Origin of the sequence: Microbacterium sp. ZW T5_56 (genome assembly GCF_044987425.1) — a bacterium.
Lineage (GTDB): Bacteria > Actinomycetota > Actinomycetes > Actinomycetales > Microbacteriaceae > Microbacterium.
This window is the reverse complement of record NZ_JBJDRI010000004.1, coordinates 81954-99851: the sequence shown is the minus strand read 5'-3', so window position 1 is coordinate 99851 and position 17898 is coordinate 81954. Positions and strand designations below refer to the sequence as shown.

The 17898-nt window shown below is 67.1% G+C and carries 15 protein-coding genes; 5 read left to right on the top strand and 10 right to left on the bottom strand.

Translation table 11 applies throughout. The features are described from left to right. Positions 1–2: 2 nt before the first annotated feature. Positions 3–878 (top strand): Fpg/Nei family DNA glycosylase, encoded by an 876-nt coding sequence (locus ACI3KU_RS03220; RefSeq protein ID WP_404920848.1) that lies wholly within the window; start codon positions 3–5, stop codon positions 876–878. A gap of 6 nt (positions 879–884) precedes the next feature. Here ACI3KU_RS03220 and ACI3KU_RS03215 read toward each other — a convergent pair whose 3' ends face one another. Beyond that, positions 885–1535, bottom strand: a complete 651-nt coding sequence (locus tag ACI3KU_RS03215) for a TetR/AcrR family transcriptional regulator (RefSeq protein WP_404920847.1) — start codon at positions 1533–1535, stop codon at positions 885–887. A 240-nt stretch (positions 1536–1775) separates the two neighbouring features. Between ACI3KU_RS03215 and ACI3KU_RS03210 the strand changes: the two genes are divergently transcribed. The 3 genes from ACI3KU_RS03210 (at position 1776) to ACI3KU_RS03200 (ending at position 5442) form a co-directional block, all read left to right on the top strand. Next, positions 1776–3080 (top strand): MFS transporter, encoded by a 1305-nt coding sequence (locus ACI3KU_RS03210; protein WP_404920846.1) that lies wholly within the window; start codon positions 1776–1778, stop codon positions 3078–3080. A 9-nt stretch (positions 3081–3089) separates the two neighbouring features. Then, positions 3090–4847, top strand: coding sequence for a glycoside hydrolase family 3 protein (locus ACI3KU_RS03205; RefSeq protein WP_404920845.1), 1758 nt, complete (start codon positions 3090–3092; stop codon positions 4845–4847). A 103-nt stretch (positions 4848–4950) separates the two neighbouring features. Next, the gene (locus tag ACI3KU_RS03200; protein ID WP_404920844.1) at positions 4951–5442 is read left to right on the top strand and encodes a nuclear transport factor 2 family protein; all 492 of its coding nucleotides are present in this window, start codon (positions 4951–4953) and stop codon (positions 5440–5442) included. 33 nt (positions 5443–5475) lie between these two features. Here ACI3KU_RS03200 and glpK read toward each other — a convergent pair whose 3' ends face one another. Together glpK and ACI3KU_RS03190 are read right to left on the bottom strand one after the other, a co-directional pair. Next, complete coding sequence (gene glpK, locus ACI3KU_RS03195) at positions 5476–6996, bottom strand: glycerol kinase GlpK (RefSeq protein WP_404920843.1); 1521 nt, start codon at positions 6994–6996, stop codon at positions 5476–5478. Positions 6997–7025: 29 nt separating this feature from the next. Next, positions 7026–8732, bottom strand: coding sequence for a glycerol-3-phosphate dehydrogenase/oxidase (locus ACI3KU_RS03190; RefSeq protein WP_404920842.1), 1707 nt, complete (start codon positions 8730–8732; stop codon positions 7026–7028). A 110-nt stretch (positions 8733–8842) separates the two neighbouring features. Here ACI3KU_RS03190 and ACI3KU_RS03185 point away from each other — a divergent pair, with 110 nt between their 5' ends. Then, positions 8843–9814, top strand: coding sequence for a sugar-binding transcriptional regulator (locus ACI3KU_RS03185; RefSeq protein WP_404920841.1), 972 nt, complete (start codon positions 8843–8845; stop codon positions 9812–9814). Positions 9815–9821: 7 nt separating this feature from the next. On the opposite strand, the gene ACI3KU_RS03180 is transcribed toward ACI3KU_RS03185, so the two are convergent. The 7 genes from ACI3KU_RS03180 to ACI3KU_RS03150 are packed head-to-tail and all read right to left on the bottom strand — an operon-like array spanning position 9822 to position 17811. Then, on the bottom strand, positions 9822–10901 hold the full coding sequence (locus ACI3KU_RS03180) for an Lrp/AsnC family transcriptional regulator (protein WP_404920840.1): 1080 nt from the start codon (positions 10899–10901) through the stop codon (positions 9822–9824). After that, on the bottom strand, positions 10898–11791 hold the full coding sequence (locus ACI3KU_RS03175; protein WP_404920839.1) for an alpha/beta fold hydrolase: 894 nt from the start codon (positions 11789–11791) through the stop codon (positions 10898–10900). Before ACI3KU_RS03175 ends, ACI3KU_RS03180 begins: the two co-directional genes overlap by 4 nt. Before the next feature lie 22 nt (positions 11792–11813). Then, entirely contained in the window at positions 11814–12992 is a 1179-nt protein-coding gene (locus tag ACI3KU_RS03170) for a M24 family metallopeptidase (protein ID WP_404920838.1), read from the bottom strand. Positions 12993–13021: 29 nt separating this feature from the next. Continuing rightward, the gene (locus ACI3KU_RS03165; RefSeq protein WP_404920837.1) at positions 13022–13975 is read right to left on the bottom strand and encodes an ABC transporter permease; all 954 of its coding nucleotides are present in this window, start codon (positions 13973–13975) and stop codon (positions 13022–13024) included. Continuing rightward, complete coding sequence (locus tag ACI3KU_RS03160; RefSeq protein WP_404920836.1) at positions 13972–14934, bottom strand: ABC transporter permease; 963 nt, start codon at positions 14932–14934, stop codon at positions 13972–13974. Before ACI3KU_RS03160 ends, ACI3KU_RS03165 begins: the two co-directional genes overlap by 4 nt. Positions 14935–14959: 25 nt before the next feature. Beyond that, positions 14960–16603, bottom strand: a complete 1644-nt coding sequence (locus tag ACI3KU_RS03155; RefSeq protein WP_404920835.1) for an ABC transporter substrate-binding protein — start codon at positions 16601–16603, stop codon at positions 14960–14962. Continuing rightward, positions 16603–17811 (bottom strand): dipeptidase, encoded by a 1209-nt coding sequence (locus ACI3KU_RS03150; RefSeq protein ID WP_404920834.1) that lies wholly within the window; start codon positions 17809–17811, stop codon positions 16603–16605. The genes ACI3KU_RS03155 and ACI3KU_RS03150 overlap by 1 nt, the downstream gene beginning before the upstream one ends. Positions 17812–17898 lie beyond the last annotated feature (87 nt).

The following is a 17898-nucleotide window of genomic DNA, read 5'->3' as shown; positions in this document are numbered from 1 at the left end:
GCATGCCTGAGATGCCGGAGGTACAGGGACTCGTCGACTATCTCGACGACCGTCTGACGAGCCGCACGATCACGAAGGCGACCGTCGTCTCCATCGCTGCGCTGAAGACCTTCGATCCGCCCATCGACCGACTGGTCGATACCACCGTGTGCACGGTCGGGCGTCACGGCAAGTTCATCGACATCGTCACCGACACCGCGACCGGTGACGAGCTTCACCTGGTGTTTCATCTCGCGAAGACCGGGTGGCTCCGCTGGTACGACACACTGCCCGCCACGCTGATCAAGCCGGGCCGCACGCCCATCGCGCTGCGCATCGCCTTCGATGACGGCTCTGGCTTCGACCTCACCGAAGCGGGCACCAAGAAGTCCCTTGCCGTCTATGTCACCCGCGACCCGCAGACGGTGCCGGGCATCGCTCGACTCGGGCCCGACCCCCTGTACCCGCCGCTCAGCCTGGACGAGTTCCGCGCCCTGCTCGCTGGTCGACGCACGCAGATCAAGGGTCTGCTGCGCGATCAGTCGATCATCGGCGGTATCGGCAACGCCTACTCGGATGAGATCCTTCATGCCGCGAAGTTGTCGCCGTATGCGATCGCCGCGACGCTCAGCGAGGCCGACACCGCACGTCTGCATCAGGCGATGATCGACACGTTGACCACCGCGATCGCCGCTGCTTCGGGTAAACCGCCGGCGGAGTTGAAAGACGCGAAACGGGCAGGCATGAGCGTGCACGCGCAGGCCGGCAAGCCCTGCCCGGTCTGCGGCGATATCGTCCGCAGCGTGTTCTTCGCGGATCGTTCACTCGAGTACTGCCCCACCTGCCAGACCGGCGGCAAGCCCCTCGCGGATCGTCGGCTCAGCCGTCTGCTGAAGTAGTCGCGCTCACGCGGCGAGCGCGGGCCGTGCGGCATCGAAGGCCTCACGGCCCTCGGCGGTGAGCCACTCCGCCACGACGCCACGGATCTCCTGAGCAAGATCCACACGGGCATCGAACAGCCACTGCAACTGCAGACCGTCCATCAGAGATGTCAGGCGCAGCGCGGCGCTGGACGCGTCAAGATCCGCTCGCACCAGCTCGCGCATCTGAAGCGCACGAAGCGCTCGCGCCGTTCCCTCGCGAATACGTTCGTTGCGCCGCGTGAAGTAGCCGTGAGCGGGATGATCAGTGGCGGCGGCCTCGGCCGACAGCCGCACGAACAGCTCGATGAGGCCGGGCACGAGTCGGTTGTGATCGGCAAGGTCCACCATGCCGCGGAGCACCCCGATCGCGCCGTGAGCCTGGACATACGGGGCGAAACGCTCCTGGTCCTCTTCGTCACGAGTCTCGAGCACGGCGTGCAGAAGGGCTTCCTTGTCGGCGAAGTGATGCAGCAGTCCGGCGCGAGAGATGCCGCACGCTGCGGCGATCTCGAGGATGGTGGCCGACACGAAACCGCGCTCCGCGAAATGCTCGGAAGCGGTGCGGATGATCACGTCACGGCGCGCGCGACCGTTGGCATAGCCGCGTGCTTCGGCGTCCTCGGTCGGGGTCATGCTGACACCGTAGCACTCGCCGAAACAAAACCGACACGGGTGTAGGCATTGACCGGTGAATCTCCGTCTCTCGCCCCGCACCCGCCCTCCAAAAAGTACTCTGGCCTGCTTTTTATACGAACACCTACACAAGTGTCGGTTTTCATGCTAGCGTCATCGCAACGGTCATGGCGGACCGCTTTGACCCGTCATGACGGGCGTCACATCCCCACTCGATTCCTGACCTGGCAAGGACTGACAATGTCGTCGACTTCACCCGACGCGCCGGAAACGGTGCAACCGCCGCTCACGCAGACCACCTACGTCCGCACCGCCTCGGGCGAGGACGACCCGCCCCCGCCGCTGAAGGGTCTGGGGCGCCTCCTCGGCTCGATCATCCCGGCGAACTTCGCGATCTTCCTGATCTGGGGTGCCGTACCTGGCGTGCTCCTGCCGCACCAGATCGAGCTGCTCTTTCCGGAGAGCAAGGTCGCCACCTTCGCGGTGATCGCGACCGTCGGCGCGCTGTGTGCCCTCGTGGCCCAGCCTGTCGCCGGCCAGCTGTCCGACCGCACTCGGTCGAAATACGGCCGCCGGGCACCGTGGATGATGCTGGGCGTATTCGGCGGCGGACTCGCGCTCGTCGGTCTCGCGTTCGCCAACTCGTTTGCGGGCATTCTGATCGCCTGGTGCCTCGTGCAGGTCGCCTACAACTTCGCGCAGGGTCCGCTCTCCGCCGTCCTCCCCGACCGCGTGCCGATCGCCCGCCGCGGCACCTTCGCGGCGCTGTCCGGCATCGGTCTGATGGCCGGCGCCCTCGGCGGCCAGATCATCGGCTCTCTGCTGTTCGACAGTCTGACGGCCGGCTACATCATCTTCGCCGTCTTCGCCTTCGTCGTCATCGCGCTGTTCGTCATCCTCAACCCGGACCGCCCCAGCACCAACTTCGAGCGCGAGCCGTTCAGCTTCCGCGACTTCATCAGCACGTTCTGGGTCAACCCGGTCAAGCACCCCGACTTCTTCTGGGCCTTCACCGGACGTCTGCTGCTCTACACGGGCTACTTCGGCGTCACCGGCTACCAGCTGTACATCCTGGGCGACTACATCGGCATCGCCGAACCGCAGACCGTCATCCCACTGCTCGGCATCGTGGGTCTGGTAGGCACGATCATCGCCACGGTCGTCTCAGGACCGCTCTCCGACCGCGTGGGCCGTCGCAAGCCCTTCGTATTCGGCTCCTCGGTGGTGATGGGCTTGGCCCTCGCGCTGCCGTGGATCTGGCCCACCTACGAGTCCTGGCTCATCATGACGGCGGTCATCGGATTCGGGTTCGGCATGTTCCAGGCTGTCGACACAGCACTGATGAGCCAAGTGCTGCCGTCGGCCAAGTCGTTCGCCAAGGACCTCGGCGTCGTGAACATCGCCGCCACGCTGCCGCAGACGTTCGCCCCCGGTTTCGCGGGTGCGATCGTTCTGGTGTTCGGCTACGAGGGACTGTTCCCGATCGGCATCGTGCTCAGCATTCTCGGCGCTGTCTGCGTCTGGTTCATCAAGTCCGCCAAGTAGGAAGAGATCATGACCGATTCCCCTCGTTTCCCATATCAGGACGCGTCGTTGTCCGTCGCCCAGCGCGTCGAGGATCTCCTCGGCCGCATGGACGCCGCCGACAAGGCCGGCATGTTCTTCCACACGATGATCGCCTACGGCGACCCGACCGAGTCCAACCCGACGTTCGGCATTCCGTCCGCGGTTTCGATGGTGCGCAAGCGCCGGATGACGCACTTCAACATCATCGGCGCGGCCGGCGATGGGCGGGAGTTCGCCGCCTGGCACAACGACCTGCAGCGCACGGCGCTGGAGAACGGACTCGGCATCCCGATCACGTTCTCCACCGATCCGCGCCACGCCTTCAGCGACAACCCGCTCACCTCGATCCTCGCGGGCCCGTTCTCGCAGTGGCCGGAGACGCTCGGTTTTGCCGCGCTGGCGTCTCCCGAGCGACTGGAGCGCTTCGGCGACATCGCCCGTCAGGAGTACCTTGCGGTGGGGTTGCGCGTCGCCCTGCACCCGCAGATCGACCTCGCCACCGAGCCCCGCTGGTCGCGCATCAGCGGCACGTTCGGGGAGAGTGCTGATCTGACCTCTGACCTGGCGGTCGCCTACATCCGCGGCTTCCAGGGCGAGCGGTTCGGCACCGAGTCGGTGGCAGCAATGGTCAAGCACTTCCCCGGCGGTGGCCCGCAGAAGGACGGTGAAGACCCGCACTTCCCCTGGGGCCGCGAACAGGTGTATCCGGGCGGTGAGCAGGAGTACCACCTGCGCCCGTTCATCGCGGCGATCAATGCCGGTGCGACGCAGATGATGCCGTACTACGGCATGCCGGTGGGCACGGAGTGGGAAGAGGTCGGCTTCGGCTTCAACAAGGATGTCCTCACCACCCTGCTGCGCGACCGCCTCGGCTTCGAGGGCATCGTGTGCACCGACTGGGGTCTGCTCACCGACGCGGAGGTGCTCGGCAGCCAGATGCCGGCTCGCGCCTGGGGCGTCGAGCAGCTGACGCGACCGGAGCGCATGGTCAAGGCGCTGGAGGCCGGCGTCGATCAGTTCGGCGGCGAGCTGTGCACCGACGTGCTGCTGGACCTGTTGGGCCAGGGAGCCGTATCCGAGGAGCGCCTGGATGTCTCGATCCGGCGACTGCTGACCGAGAAGTTCCGCCTGGGCCTGTTCGACAACCCCTTCGTCGACGAGGACCGCGCCGCGATCGTGGTGGGACAGAGCGAGTGGGTGCAGGAGGGTCTCGCGGCCCAGAGCGACTCGCTGACCCTGCTGACGAACACCGATTCCGTGCTCCCGCTCTCTCGCGGCGTGAAGGTCTACGCCGAGGGCGTGAGCGCAGAGGTGCTTGCAGATTTCGGGACGGTCGTGGACTCCCCCGACGACGCCGACGTCGCGATCCTGCGGATCAAGGCACCGTTCGAGATCCGCGACCGCGGCGGGTTCTCCGCAATGTTCCACGAGGGTTCTTTGGAGTTCCCGACCGAGGAGCACGCCCGCCTCACCGCGATCGCCGAGAAGGTGCCCACCGTGATCGACATCTACCTGGATCGTCCCGCGGTCCTCGGGGGTCTTGAGGAATCGGCGCGCGCGGTCATCGCGAACTACGGCGCCTCTGACCTGGCCGTGCTGCGCGTGCTGTTCGGCGAGCGCGCGCCGCTCGGGTCTCTGCCGTTCGATCTGCCGCGCTCGGACGACGCCGTCGCCGCGAGCCGATCCGACGTCGCCTTCGATACCGAGAACCCCACGTTCCGCTTCGGCCACGGCCTGCGCTACTGACGCCGAGAAACCCAGGCAAGTCCGAGAAACCCCGCATTGCAGGGTTTCTCGGACTTGCTTGGGTTTCTCGCGTGTACGACGTGATCGGGAGTACGGTGCTGGCATGACGACGATGCACCTGGACAGCTGGATCGCAGCGGGGCGAGAGCACGACGCAGATCTGGCCGCCAGCGCGTTGGCTCCGAACGTCGAAATGGTGTCGCCGCTGACGGACGGCTTCGTGTTCTCCGGCCCGGAGGAAATCCGCGACCTGCTGTCCGCCGTGTTCGAGGCGATCGCCGACTACCGACCGGTGTCGTGCCTCCGCGACGGCCGCACGGCGGTGGTGGCGGGCCGCGCGACGGTCCGCGGTGTGGCGCTGGAGGAGTTCCAACACCTGGAGCTCGACGAGGACGGCCGGATCACGCGCATCACGATCGCGATGCGCCCGCTGCCTGCGATCACCGCGTTCGCCCGCGAGCTGGGTCCGGTCCTCGCCCGCCGCCAGGGCAATCCGCGCGCGGCCCGCACGCTGCGTCTCGCGGGCGCGTTCCTCGACAACATCGCCGCGACCGGTGACCGCCGCTTCATCCCGCTCGCCGCCCCCAAACACTGACACCGAGACGGAGGGGAAGGGGGACGGGCGGGATCAGTCGGCGTCGAGGGCCTCGGTGTCGGCGTCGGTCCAGTCCAGGGACTTCGACACGGCCTTGCGCCAGACGCGGTAGCGGCGCTCGCGCTGGTCCTCATCCATCGTCGGCGTCCACCGGCGATCCTCCTGCCACAGCCCGCGCAGCTCGTCGAGGTCCGCCCACACGCCGGTCGCCAGTCCCGCCGCGAACGCTGCGCCGAGGGCCGTCGTCTCGGTGATCCGCGGTCGGATGACCGTCACGCCGAGTACATCGGCCTGGAACTGCATCAGCGTGTCGTTGCGGGTCATCCCGCCGTCCACGCGGAGCTCAGGCAACGTCGTTCCGGTGTCCTCCACCACAGCGTCGATCACGTCGCGGGTCTGGAACGCCGTCGATTCCAGCGCAGCCCGCGCGATGTGGCCCTTGTTGACGAATCGCGTGAGCCCGACCAGCGCGCCCCGCGCATCAGGACGCCAGTACGGGGCGAACAGACCGGAGAACGCCGGAACGAAGTAGGCACCGCCGTTGTCCTCCACCGTGGCGGCCAAACGCTCCACGTCGCTGGATTCCGCGATCAGCCCGAGGTTGTCGCGCAGCCACTGCACGAGCGAACCGGTGACGGCGATCGAGCCTTCCAGCGCATAGCGGGCGGGTTCGTCGCCGATGCGATAGGCGACCGTGGTGATGAGACCGTTCTGCGAGCGGACGATCTCGGTTCCCGTTCCGACGATGAGGAAGTTCCCGGTGCCGTAGGTGTTCTTGGACTCCCCCGCGTCGAACGCGGTCTGTCCGAAGGTGGCCGCCTGCTGATCGCCGAGGATTCCGGCGATCGGGACGCCCGCACCGGGAAGACCCTCGGCGATGCTGCCGACGACCTCCGAGGAGGAACGGATCTCGGGAAGCATGACGCGCGGAATGTCCCACACGCGGCACAGGTCCTCGTCCCAGTCCAGCGTGCGCAGATCCATCAGCAGCGTGCGCGATGCGTTCGTCACGTCGGTGACGTGAACGCTCCCGCCGGTCAGGTTCCACACCAGCCAGGTGTCAGGGGTGCCGAACAACAGCTCGCCACGACTCGCCCGCTCCCGTGCCCCGGGCACCCGATCCAGGATCCAGGCGATCTTCGAGGCCGACGAGTAGGTGGACAGCGGCAGCCCAGTCTGCTCGGCGAAGCGATCGGTACCGCCGTCTCGAGCCAGCTCGTCCACCTTCGCCTGCGTGCGCGTGTCCTGCCACACGATGGCGTTGTGGATGGGCTCACCGGTGGCGCGATCCCACACGATGACCGTCTCGCGCTGGTTGGTGATGCCCAGCGCGGCGACGTCCGACACCGCGATCCCGGCTTCGTCGAGGGCATGCTCGAGCACCCACAGGGTGTTGTCGCGGATCTCCGTCGCGTCGTGCTCGACCCATCCGGCGCGCGGCAGGATCTGCTCGTGCTCGCGCTGACTGGTCGCGACGATGTCTCCGGACTGATCGAACACGATCGCACGGGTCGAGGTGGTGCCCTGGTCGAGGGCGATCACGTGGGCGGCCACACTGCCTCCTATTGGCGCTGCAGAACGAATCAGGCGTACTCGGGAACGGCGTAGTTGACGTGGGCGAGACCGCGCACGACCTCGGTGTCGACCGTGGTCGCATCCCATCCGAGCGTATCGGCGATCGCCTCGGCGACGGCACGCGCGTTCTCCTCGGACGCGAGCCCCGTGAACGCCATGCTGGTGCGACGCATGAGCATGTCCTCCAGGTGGCGCACGTGCTCCGTGCGGGCGAGGTGGCGAAGCTCGGCAGTGGAGTACGTCGGCGCCCCCGGTAGCGGGGCGTCGGACGCATCGGCGGCGATGGCCGCGATGACTGCCGTGGCGATGGTGCCGTAGCGATCCAGCAGCTGCGCTGCGCGCTCGCGCGGCAGCGAGCCGGCATTGTCGTCCAGCCACGCCTGACGCGTCCGCTCGGTGCGCGGGTAGTCCTTGCCACCACCGATCGCGAGTCCGCGGGTAGAGCGGCGTCGCGGCCTCGCCAGCGCCTCCAGCACGTGATCGGCGAGGCGCTCGGCGGAGGCGCGGAACGTGGTCCACTTGCCGCCCACGAGGCTGAAGACCGTCGCGTCGCCCGTGGGCAGCGTCGCGGTCTCGATGCGGTAGTCGCGCGAGACGAAGCCGGGGGCCTCATCGCCGTGTCCCGGCAGCGGGCGCACGCCGGAGAACCGGTACACGATCGTGGCGGGATCCACCGGGATGGAGGGGAACACGTGCGCGGCCAGCTCGACGAAGTACGCCACCTCTTCCGGAGTGCACACGGCGGGTTCGGACATGTCGTGCTCGAGGTCTGTGGTGCCGATGAGCACCTTGCCCTTCAGCGGGTAGATCAGCACGATGCGACCGTCGTTGTGCTCGAAGAAGATCTCGCGCCCGCCGGTGGCCTCCAGCAGCTGCGGGTTGTCGACCACGATGTGCGAGCCTTTCGTGCCGCCCATGAATCGCGTCGGTCGGCCGAGAGCCTCGTTGGTGAGGTCGGTCCACGGACCGGAGGCGTTGACGACCACGCCCGCGGAGAAGTCGAGCTCCTCACCGGTGTCGGCGTCACGCAGGATCACCCTTCCCTCACGGGCGCCGACGGCTGCCGTATAGGTGGCGATCCGCGCGTTGTCGCCGCCGGCCGCCAGAGCATCCCGCGCCACATCGATGGCGAGGCGCTCGGGGTCGTGCATCGACGCGTCCCAGTAGGTGGCGGTGTACTTCACGCCGGGGTTCAGCTGCGGCAGTGCCCGCAGCGAGCGCTTGCGGCCATGGAACTCGTGCCGGGGCACGCGCCCTCCACCACGGGAGAAGGAGTCGTAGATGACCAGGCCGATCTTGATGAGCGCGGCACCACGCTCCTGCGGCTTGCCCGCGCCGTGGCGGAGGAAGCGGAGCGGAGCGTTGAGGATGCCGGAGAAGGTCGAATAGATCGGGATCGTGGTCTGCAGCGGGCGCACATAGTGCGGTGCCGTGGCAAGCAGATCGTTGCGCTCGGTGACCGCCTCGTGGACGAGGCGGAACTCGCCGTTCTCCAGGTATCGCACGCCGCCGTGCACCATGTGACTGGAGGCCGCCGATGCGCCGGTGATCACGTCGCTGCGATCGACGAGAGCGACGTCAACGCCCTGCAGGGCGAGGTCGCGGAACGTGGCGATGCCGTTGATGCCGCCGCCGATGATGAGCACGTCCGCATACGGCCGATCCGCGAGACGCGCGATCCCGGTGGGAGCGAGGGGCGAGGTGGAGGCAGGCATCGTGTTCCTTCCCGGCGGCGCGGACCTCACGCCGTCCTCTCGATCCTCTCGCGGCGAGAACATCCTTTCAACCTTGATGAACGAATGTGCAGACGCACTACGCTGTGCTCATGGCCGACCACTCCTGGGACGCGGATCCCAGCCGCGTGCGCGATGCCCTGCGTGCTGCGCACCTCTACTACCTGCAGGACCTCACGATGGATGCGATCGCGAAGGAATTGCACACGTCGCGCTCATCGGTGTCGCGGCTGCTGAGTTTCGCCCGTGACACCGGGCTGGTGGAGATCCGAGTGCGACCCGAACAGGATGACGCAGCCGCCCTCGCGAAGGGGCTGCGCACGCGTTTCGGCGTGACCGCCCACGTCGTACCGGTACCCGACACGGTCAGCGACATCGAGCGACTCGACCGCGTGGCCCTCACGGCTGCACGGATTCTCACCGGCTTTATCGACTCGAATCAGCGCATCGGTGTGGCCTGGGGATCGACCATCAGCGCGGTCAGCCGCTTCCTGGTGCCCAAGCAGACCCACGACTCGGTCATCGTCCAGCTCAACGGCTCCGGCAATCTCGCCTCCACCGGCGTCCTCTATGCGAGCGAGCTACTACGCCGGTTCGGGGATGCCTACGGTGCGGCGGTGGAGCAGTTCCCCGTTCCGGCGTTCTTCGATGACCCCCACACCCGGGAGGCCTTCTGGCGCGAGCGGTCGATCCGGCGGATCCTGGCGCTGCAATCGCGCCTGGACGTCGCGCTCTTCGGCGTGGGGTCGCCGATCTCCGAGGTGCCCAGCCACGTCTATCACGACTCGTATCTGGAGAAGGCGGACTACCGCGCTCTCTCGGCGGCCGGGGTCGTCGGTGATGTCGCGACGGTCTTCTTCCGTGCGGACGGATCCACCGACGGGATCGTCGTGAATGAACGTGCCACCGGACCCGACTTCCGCGTGCTCCGGCGCACCCCGCGCCGCGTCTGCGTGGTCGCGGGGCGCGCCAAGGCACCGAGCATCCGCGGCGCGCTCGCCGCCGGACTCATCACCGATCTCATCGTGGATGAGCCGACGGCCCTCGCCCTCGCGGAGGCGTGAGCCCGGATCAGGTGAACGCCGTGCCCGGGGGGATCTGCAGCCAGGGGTTGGCGGGCATCTCCCCCTGGTCATACATGACCTGATCGCGCCAGCCCGGTGTCTCCACGAAGCCGCGCTTCATGAACACCAGCTCCATGCACGCGGTCCAGCCCTTCACGCCCTCAAGCTTGCCGAGGGTCTGAGTCTGGAAGCGGTGCAGGTCATCAGTGGAGGGCAGGATGACCTCGCAGTACAGCGAGCTCTCATCCAGCGCCGCCGCCATGAATCGCACGGCGAGATGGGGGCGAAGTGCCTGCGCCACCCGCTCCAGGTGCGAGGGTGCCACCCGCAGGATGATCAGCGTCTCCGCGCTCATCCCGAGTGACGCGGCGGTCACCGAGGTGGCCGTGGTGATGCACCCGTTCGCCTTGAGGCGTTCGTAGCGGCGTCTGACGCTGCTTTCGTTCATCCCGAGCTTGGTCGCGATCGAGGGGAACGAGGCACGCCCATCGACAGAGAGCTCGCCCACGATACGGCGATCGGCATCGTCGAAGTGGTCGGGCTCGCACGAGTTCGGCGGCGGCATGAGCGCCTCTGATCCGCTCTCGGTGGCATCCGGCTCGAACAGCTGGCGGCCCCAGTCGAAGCTGACCTTGTAGTTGAACGTCAGCAGATCACTGCGCCAGCGCTCGATTCCCGGAGTCGACTGCAGACCGGTGAGCACCCGCGTCTGCTGCGCGGGACCACCCGTGATGACCACCTCGGCGTACAGGTCGAACCGACCCGTCACGAGCGTCACGAACCGGACGTACGGCGATTTCACGAGCTGCTCGGCCACGTCCATCTGCGTTCCCGGCGCGCAGTTCACGCGCACGAGGAACGACTCCACGCGGCCGGAGTTTCCGAGCGTCGGGATGACACCCACGCGCACGATGCCATCGTTCAGCAGCTGCTGACCGCGCCGCGCGACGGTCGACACCGCGGCACCCACCTGATCGGCGATGGCGCGCCAGCTGGCGCGTCCGTCCTGTTGCAGAGCGACGATGATCTGCTTGTCCAGCTCGTCGATGCTGCGTCCCCCTGTCCCCCCTGCCACTGCCGTGGTCACTTCGGCGGGTGGACCCGGTGCAGGAACTCCCGCACTGTCTGGGTCCACTCCTCCGCCTGTTCGATCTGCGGGGAGTGCCCCGACTTCTCGAAGACGACCAGCTCGGAGTTCGGTACCAGCTCAGCGATCGTCTCGCTACACGATACTGGGGTGATCCAGTCGGTCCGGCCAACGGTGATCAGTGTCGGAACGGCGATCTCGTGCAGGCGCGGCTTCAGGTCGTAGCTGGCGAGGTTCACCGAGAACGCGTAGTTGTGCGCCTCGTAGCGGTACGGGGTCGCCTCCACCTTGCGCTCCACGGCCTCCGGGTCGTAGACGAAGTCGTAGAGCGGCAGGATCTCCCGCCAGCAGTCCTTGAGGTCCTCGTTGTCACGCACCTGGCCGAGGTCGATGCGATCGAACTTCTCCATGTCGATATCGACGCGGTCGCTCGCCAGCGCGTTCTCCCGCGCGAGGTGGGCGTTGCCGTTGTCGGGACTGGTGTCACGCAGTACGACCGCCGCGACGCGGTCGGGGTAGCGGAGGGCGTACTCCATCGCCATGAATCCGCCGTAGGAGCCGCCGGCCATGACGATCTGCTCGGCACCGATCCATTCGCGCAGGCCATCGATATCCGCGGCCCACTGCTCGTGGCTGAACGTGCCGTTGCCCTCGCTCTGGCCGCTGCCGCGCGCGTCGAACACGAGGACTCGGTACTCGTCCGCGAGGCGACCGAAGCTGGCGCGCGGTTCCGCGCGCGATCCGAGACCCGGTGCGCCGTGGTGGGTGATGATGACCGGAGCCCCCTCGGGGCCGAGCACCTCCACCGCGAGGTGGTTGCCATTGATCTGCACCCATTGCGCCTCGGTGGTGGCGGCCGCGAACTCCGGCGATACCTGCTTGTCGGTCATGGAGATTCCCTTTCGATGAGAGTCAGAGAGCGATGGTGCAGGATGCGAGATCCCGCGGGAAGGTGGTGAGACGCTCGGCGCCGCTGTCGGTGACGAGCATGCTGTCGCTGATGCGGTAGCCGGCGTGACCGGGGATGTAGATGCCCGGCTCGTTGGAGACGACCATCCCGGCGGCGAGCACGGTGGCATCGCCGTCCTCCAGCCACGGTGCCTCGTGCATGCCGAGTCCGATGCCGTGCCCCTGCCGATGCCGCAGGTGCTCGCCGAGGCCGGCGTCACGGATGACGTCCAGGCAGATCCGATTCGCCTCCCGACACTCGACACCGGCGGCGATGGCGTGGGCGCCGACCTCCTGAGCCTCACGGATCGTGTCGTGATAGCGGATCTGTTCGGAGGTGGGCTCGCCCAGAACGAACGTGCGCTCGCCCTCGACGAAGCGGCCGCCCACGGCGCACCCCAGGGACAGCATGAAGGTGTCTCCCGGCTGCAGCCGCTCGGCGGACGGCAGACCGTGCGGGAACGCGGAGTTGGCACCCGAGTAGACGAGCCCGCCCGCGAGCAGCGACGCCACCACGACGTTCTCATGCTCGGCGTACATCGTGGAGACGCCGACCGATGTGACGTGACGTTCCAGTTCCGCCTCACTCGGCAGCTGCCCGCCGGTGGCGACAGCGTCGCGCACCAGCTGGACACCGGCGACCAGCATCAGATCGGTGATGCGAGCGGCCTCACGGTGCAGCGCGATCTCCTCCGGGAACTTGATGTAGCGGCTGTGCAGCACGATGTCCGACGGCGTCAGCACCGATCCGGTGAACGCGTCCTGTGCCGCAAGCAGACGCGAGGTGGACATCGTGGCCGTGAACCCGATGCGCCGGCCCGAGGCTCCGACACGGCGAGCGAGGAACTCGAACGGCGGCACAACACCCGGGAACTCCGGGAACGACACCAGCTCGGCGGTGGCGTTCTGCGCCTGCGCGTACTCCCACTCCAGCGCCGGCACCAGCATGATCACCTCACCGGTGAGATCGAGCCAGACTGCGACCGGACGCTCCGAGGGATGGTGGAAGAAGCCGGTCAGGTAGGCGATGTCCTCGGGATCGTCGGTGAGGATAGCGTCCACACTCGCGTCGGCCATCGCGGCGCGGACGCGCTCGTGGACTCGCGGGAAGAAGTCGGGCGAGAGTCGCTGGGAGAACACCATGTCGTTGCTTCCTGTGGACGTGGCGCGCATCAGCGCGCGCGGTTGCGGGGGTTGCGGGCGTCGTTGTACGCGATGGACAGCAGCGTGGCGGAGAGCACCAGGGCAAGGATCGCGAGGGACGGGAACAGCGTCAGCCACCACGCGCTCGACATCGCCCCGGCCTGCTGCGCTTCATAGAGGATGCGACCCCACGACCAGGTGGTCGGGTCGCCTAGCCCGAGGAAGGCGAGGCCAGCGGCAGACAGCACGGCGCGGGAGGCGGTCACCACGACCGAGACGACGATCACCGGGGTGACCGCAGGCAGTACGTGGCGCGTGATGATCCACCAGGGCGATGTGGTCATCAGGCGCGCGGCGTCCACATACGGCAGACCCACGACGGTGAGCGCCTGGGAGCGCACGAGACGGGTGACCTCGGGCCAGGAGAAGGCCGCCACCACCAGGATGATCGTGGTGGTGCTCGGCCCGACGAGGGCGGCGACCAGGATCATCAGCGGCAGCACAGGCAGCGACAGCGTCATGTCGACGATCACGCTGATGAAGCCGTCTGCGCGGCGGAAGTACGCGCCGATCACGGCGACGAACGTGCCGAAGGCGATCGCGATGACCGAGGCCGCCACGGCCACCAGAACGCTCTGCTGGGTGCCCCAGATCACCTGCGCATACACGTCACGACCGAGCGCGTCGGTGCCGAACCAGTGCGCACCCGAGGGTGGCTGCAGCACGTCCGGACCGTAGCTGGCGGGGTAGGCGGCCAGGAGCCCGGCGGCCACGGAGATCACCGCGAGCGCGAGCAGCACGCCGAGGGAGATCATGCCGAGCGGGTCGCGGCGGAACTGGCGCCAGGTGTGCACGGAGGCACGCACGTTCTCGGTGGCGACCGGCTCGTGTGCGGCGGCGTCGATGACGGCGCCCGCGACGGCGATCTCGGCGGCCGCTTTCGGGGCCAGCGGATCGGTGGAGTCGTGGAGGTTCTCGCTCATGAGGTCTTCACCCGGGGGTCGAGGTAGCCGTAGATGATGTCGGTGATCATGTTGGCGACCACCACGGTGAGCGCCAGCATGAGGAACGCCCCCTGCAGTACCGGGAAGTCCAGCTGTGTGACCGCGTCGTAGATGCCGCGACCGATGCCGGGGTAGGCGAACACGGTCTCGGTGAGCACCGCGCCGCCCACGAGGAATCCCAGCTGCAGCCCGATCAACGTGGTGGTGGGCAGCAGCGCGTTTCGCAGCGCGTGCTTCCAGAGGATCTGGCGATAGGGCAGCCCGTTTGCGCGGGCGAGCGTCACGTAGTCCTCCCCCAGCGCGTCGATCAGCGTGGAGCGCATGGTCAGCACATACGAGCCGACCTGGACGAGCATCAGCGACACCGCGGGAAGCACGAGGTGGCGAGCGACGCTCAGGTACCAGTCCATGCCGTACACGCCGTTGTCGAAGGCGCCGCCGATCGGGAACCAGCCGAGGAAGAGGCCGAACACGAACAGCAGCAGGATGCCCACGCTCGGAACGAACAGCGACTGCCCGGTGACACCGAGGATCTGCACCACCCGGTCGGTGGCGCGGCCCTTCTGGGAGGCGGCCGCGACACCGAGCGGGATGCCGATGATGATCGTCAGGGCGAGTGCGGTGAGGGTGAGCAGCAGCGTCCAGGGCAGACGCTGCATGATCACGTCCACCACGGGCACCGACTGCGTGAAGGAGATGCCGAGGTTGCCCTGAACGAGCTGCCACATGTACAGCCCGTACTGGACGATGAGGGGCTGATCCAGCCCGTACTGCTGAAGGATGGTCGCCCGGATGTCGTCGGTCATGTTCGGGCTCGCGAGAGCGAGCGCTGGATCTCCCGGCAGGATGCGCAGCAGCAGGAACGTCACGGTCACGGCGAACCAGATCGTGAGCAGTCCGCGACCGACGCGGCCCAGCAGGAATGAGAGACGAGACACCCGGGCGACCCCTTTCAGCGGCCGGTCACTCGACCGGCGTCGCGCTCGCGAGCGAGAGCGGGTTGACGATGGACAACAGCTCGCTCGGCTTCGAGATGAAGCCGGTCCACTTGTCACTGGCGGCGAAGAACAGGTTCTGCGTGTACATGATGTTGTCGTAGACCTGCTCGTGGACGATCTTGTTGGCATCGCGCATGATCGCGATCTTGTCGTCCGTGTCGAAGGTGACCATGCCCTTCTCGATCAGCGCGTTGAGTTCTGGATCGTCCACGTGGGTGTAGTTGATCGCTCCACCCGGGAGGTAGGACAGCGAGAAGTTGGTGACCGGGTCATCCATGATGGCGAAGTTGCCCGCATAGATGTCGTAGTCGCCCTCGTTCGTCTGCGCCAGGTAGGTGTTGCGCTCGGAACCCTGCAGCGTGATCTTGATACCGGCCTCGGCCGCGCTGTCCTTCACCATCTGCGCCCACTGGCTGGTGACCGCGTCCTGCAGCGAGTAGATCAGACGGAACTCCAGCGGGAACATCCCGTCGGATCCTGCCGTGTAGCCGGCCTTCTCCATCAGCGATCGTGCCTGCTCCGGGTCGTACTCGTACTCCGTGATGGAGTCGTCGTAGTAGTCCTTGAGCACTGGCATCAGCGCGCTGGAGCCGGTGGAGACGGCCTGCCCCTGCAATACAACGGTGCGGATCGCGTCGTAGTCGGCCGCGTGGGCAAGGGCCTGACGCACCTCGGTCTTGGCGAGGTCGGCGTTGTCCATGTTGTAGACCATGTGCGCGTAGCCGAGCCCGGCGGCCTCGATCACCTGCAGCCCCGCAGTGGAGCGCAGCTTCTCGACCTGCGTGGGCGGCAGCGCGTTGGCGATCACGTCGATCTCGCCGCTCTGCAGCGCCAGGATCTCGGTGTTCACGTCGGGGTACACGCGGTAGACCACTTCGGCCGGTCCCGGCACCCCGCCGTCGACCAGCGGGTAGGAGTCCACCCGCTTGAGGGTGTAGTGCTGGCCCACCTGGAAGTCGGACATGATGAACGGGCCGAGGCCCACCCAGCCGCCGTCCTTGCCGTCGTTCGGGAAGGTGGCGATCGAGCCCTTCGGCTCGAACACGTGCTGCGGCACGACGACGCCCCAGAAGCCGATCTCCTCGATGATGGACGAGTCCGGCTGCGAGAGCTTCAGCTCCACGCGGGTGTCCGACACCGCGGTGGCAGTCTCGAGGTTGCCGAGCTGGCCGAAGAACGTCCCCGGCGCCTCGTCCTTCTTCACGGCGTTCAGCGTCCAGGCGACATCCTGGGCCGTCAGCGGGGTGCCGTCGCTCCACGTGAGGTCATCGCGGATCTCGTAGAACCCGGTGGTGTCATCGACATAGCCCCACTTCGTGGCGACGTTCGGCTCCTTGGATCCGGTGTCGCTGATGGAGAGCAGGTGCGGGTACATCAGGTTCGTCACCCACGAGTCGGTGCGGCTGTTGCCGAGCACCGGGTTGAAGTTGACGACGTCGGTGGTGGTGCCGATCGACAGGGTCTTGTCGCTCGGTCCCGTTCCCGCCGACGCCCCGCCGGAGGCGCCGGCATCGGTGGAGGCGGGAGATGTGGGTGCCTGCGGCGCGCACGCCGCGAGGCTCACGGTGAGGGCGATCGCCGCCCCGAGTGCCAGAAGCCGTCCGCGCATCAGACCCACACCTCCTCGAGCACACGCATGGTGTTGCCGCCGACGACCTTGCGGATCTCGTCGTCGGAGTAGCCGTTCTTCACGAGCCAGCCGATGATGTTGTAGAACTCCTCGGCGGGGTTCTCGATGCCGTCGATGTACGGCTGCTTCTCGTAGTCCACGTGACCGTGCGCCTGACCGATCGACAAGTTCGAGGAGAACGCGTCGTGCAGGCCCACGTGGTCGCCGAACAGGGTGTCAGGACCGAAGGTGACGTGATCGATGCCGACCAGGTTCACGCAGTACTCGAAGTGGTCCATCACCGACTCCAGCGAGTGCTTCGGGTGCTGCGGCGAGATGGTGGTGTGCGGTGCGGCTTCGATGCCGATGACGCCACCGCGCTTCGCGCACTCGACGATGGTCTCGTCCGTCTTCATGCGGTTGGTCGGCCACAGGCCGCGAGCGCCGGCGTGGGTGATGAACACCGGCACCTTCGAGTGCTTGATCACGTCCACGCAGGTGCGATCGCCGGAGTGCGAGATGTCGATGGCGATGCCGAGCTTGTTCATGCGCTCGACGGCGCGCTCGCCGAAGTAGGTGAGGCCGCCGTCGCCGCGCTCCTTGAGACCAGAGCCGAGCATGTTGGCCTCGGAATAGGCGATGCCCATCTGGCGAACGCCGAAACCGTAGAGCACGTCGAGGCGGTCCACCTCGTTCTCGATCATCGTGGCCGCCTCCAGGGCGAACACGTGCGCGATGCGGCCGGTCTCGGCCGCGTAGCGGATGTCCTTCAGCGACTCCGCCTTGATCACGAAGTCCTGGTGGGCCAGGTCTGCCATGCGAACGCCGAGGTCGAACAGCACGTCCTGGTACTTCCAGCCGGCATCGGAGGAGATGCAGCAGGTTCCATCCATGCCGTTGTCGAACACCGCGGTGAGTCCCGAGCGGCTGAGCCCCTCGTAGCCGGTGGGTTCGCGACCCTGGCGGATGTGATCGCGCAGCTCCCCCATATCCTCGGGGAACACCTGGACGTGATCGTGCAGCGAGATGACGATCTCGTCGGTCAGCAGCCGCGTGGTGCGCTGCTTCTGCTCCTCGGTCAGCTGGAGGCCCTGGTATTCGGGCACCCGGCCGATCTGCTTCGCGTAGCGGAACTCACGGAAATCGACGCCGGGTTCCAGATAGTCGTATGCGGTATAGCCGGTGTACCGCGCGGCAGGTTCGAGCATGCTGCTCCCTTGCTCAGGATCGGTTGGGGTTGGCCGCGGTCAGACGCGGGGTGATGATGACTATCTCGATAATTCGGCACGCTTGTC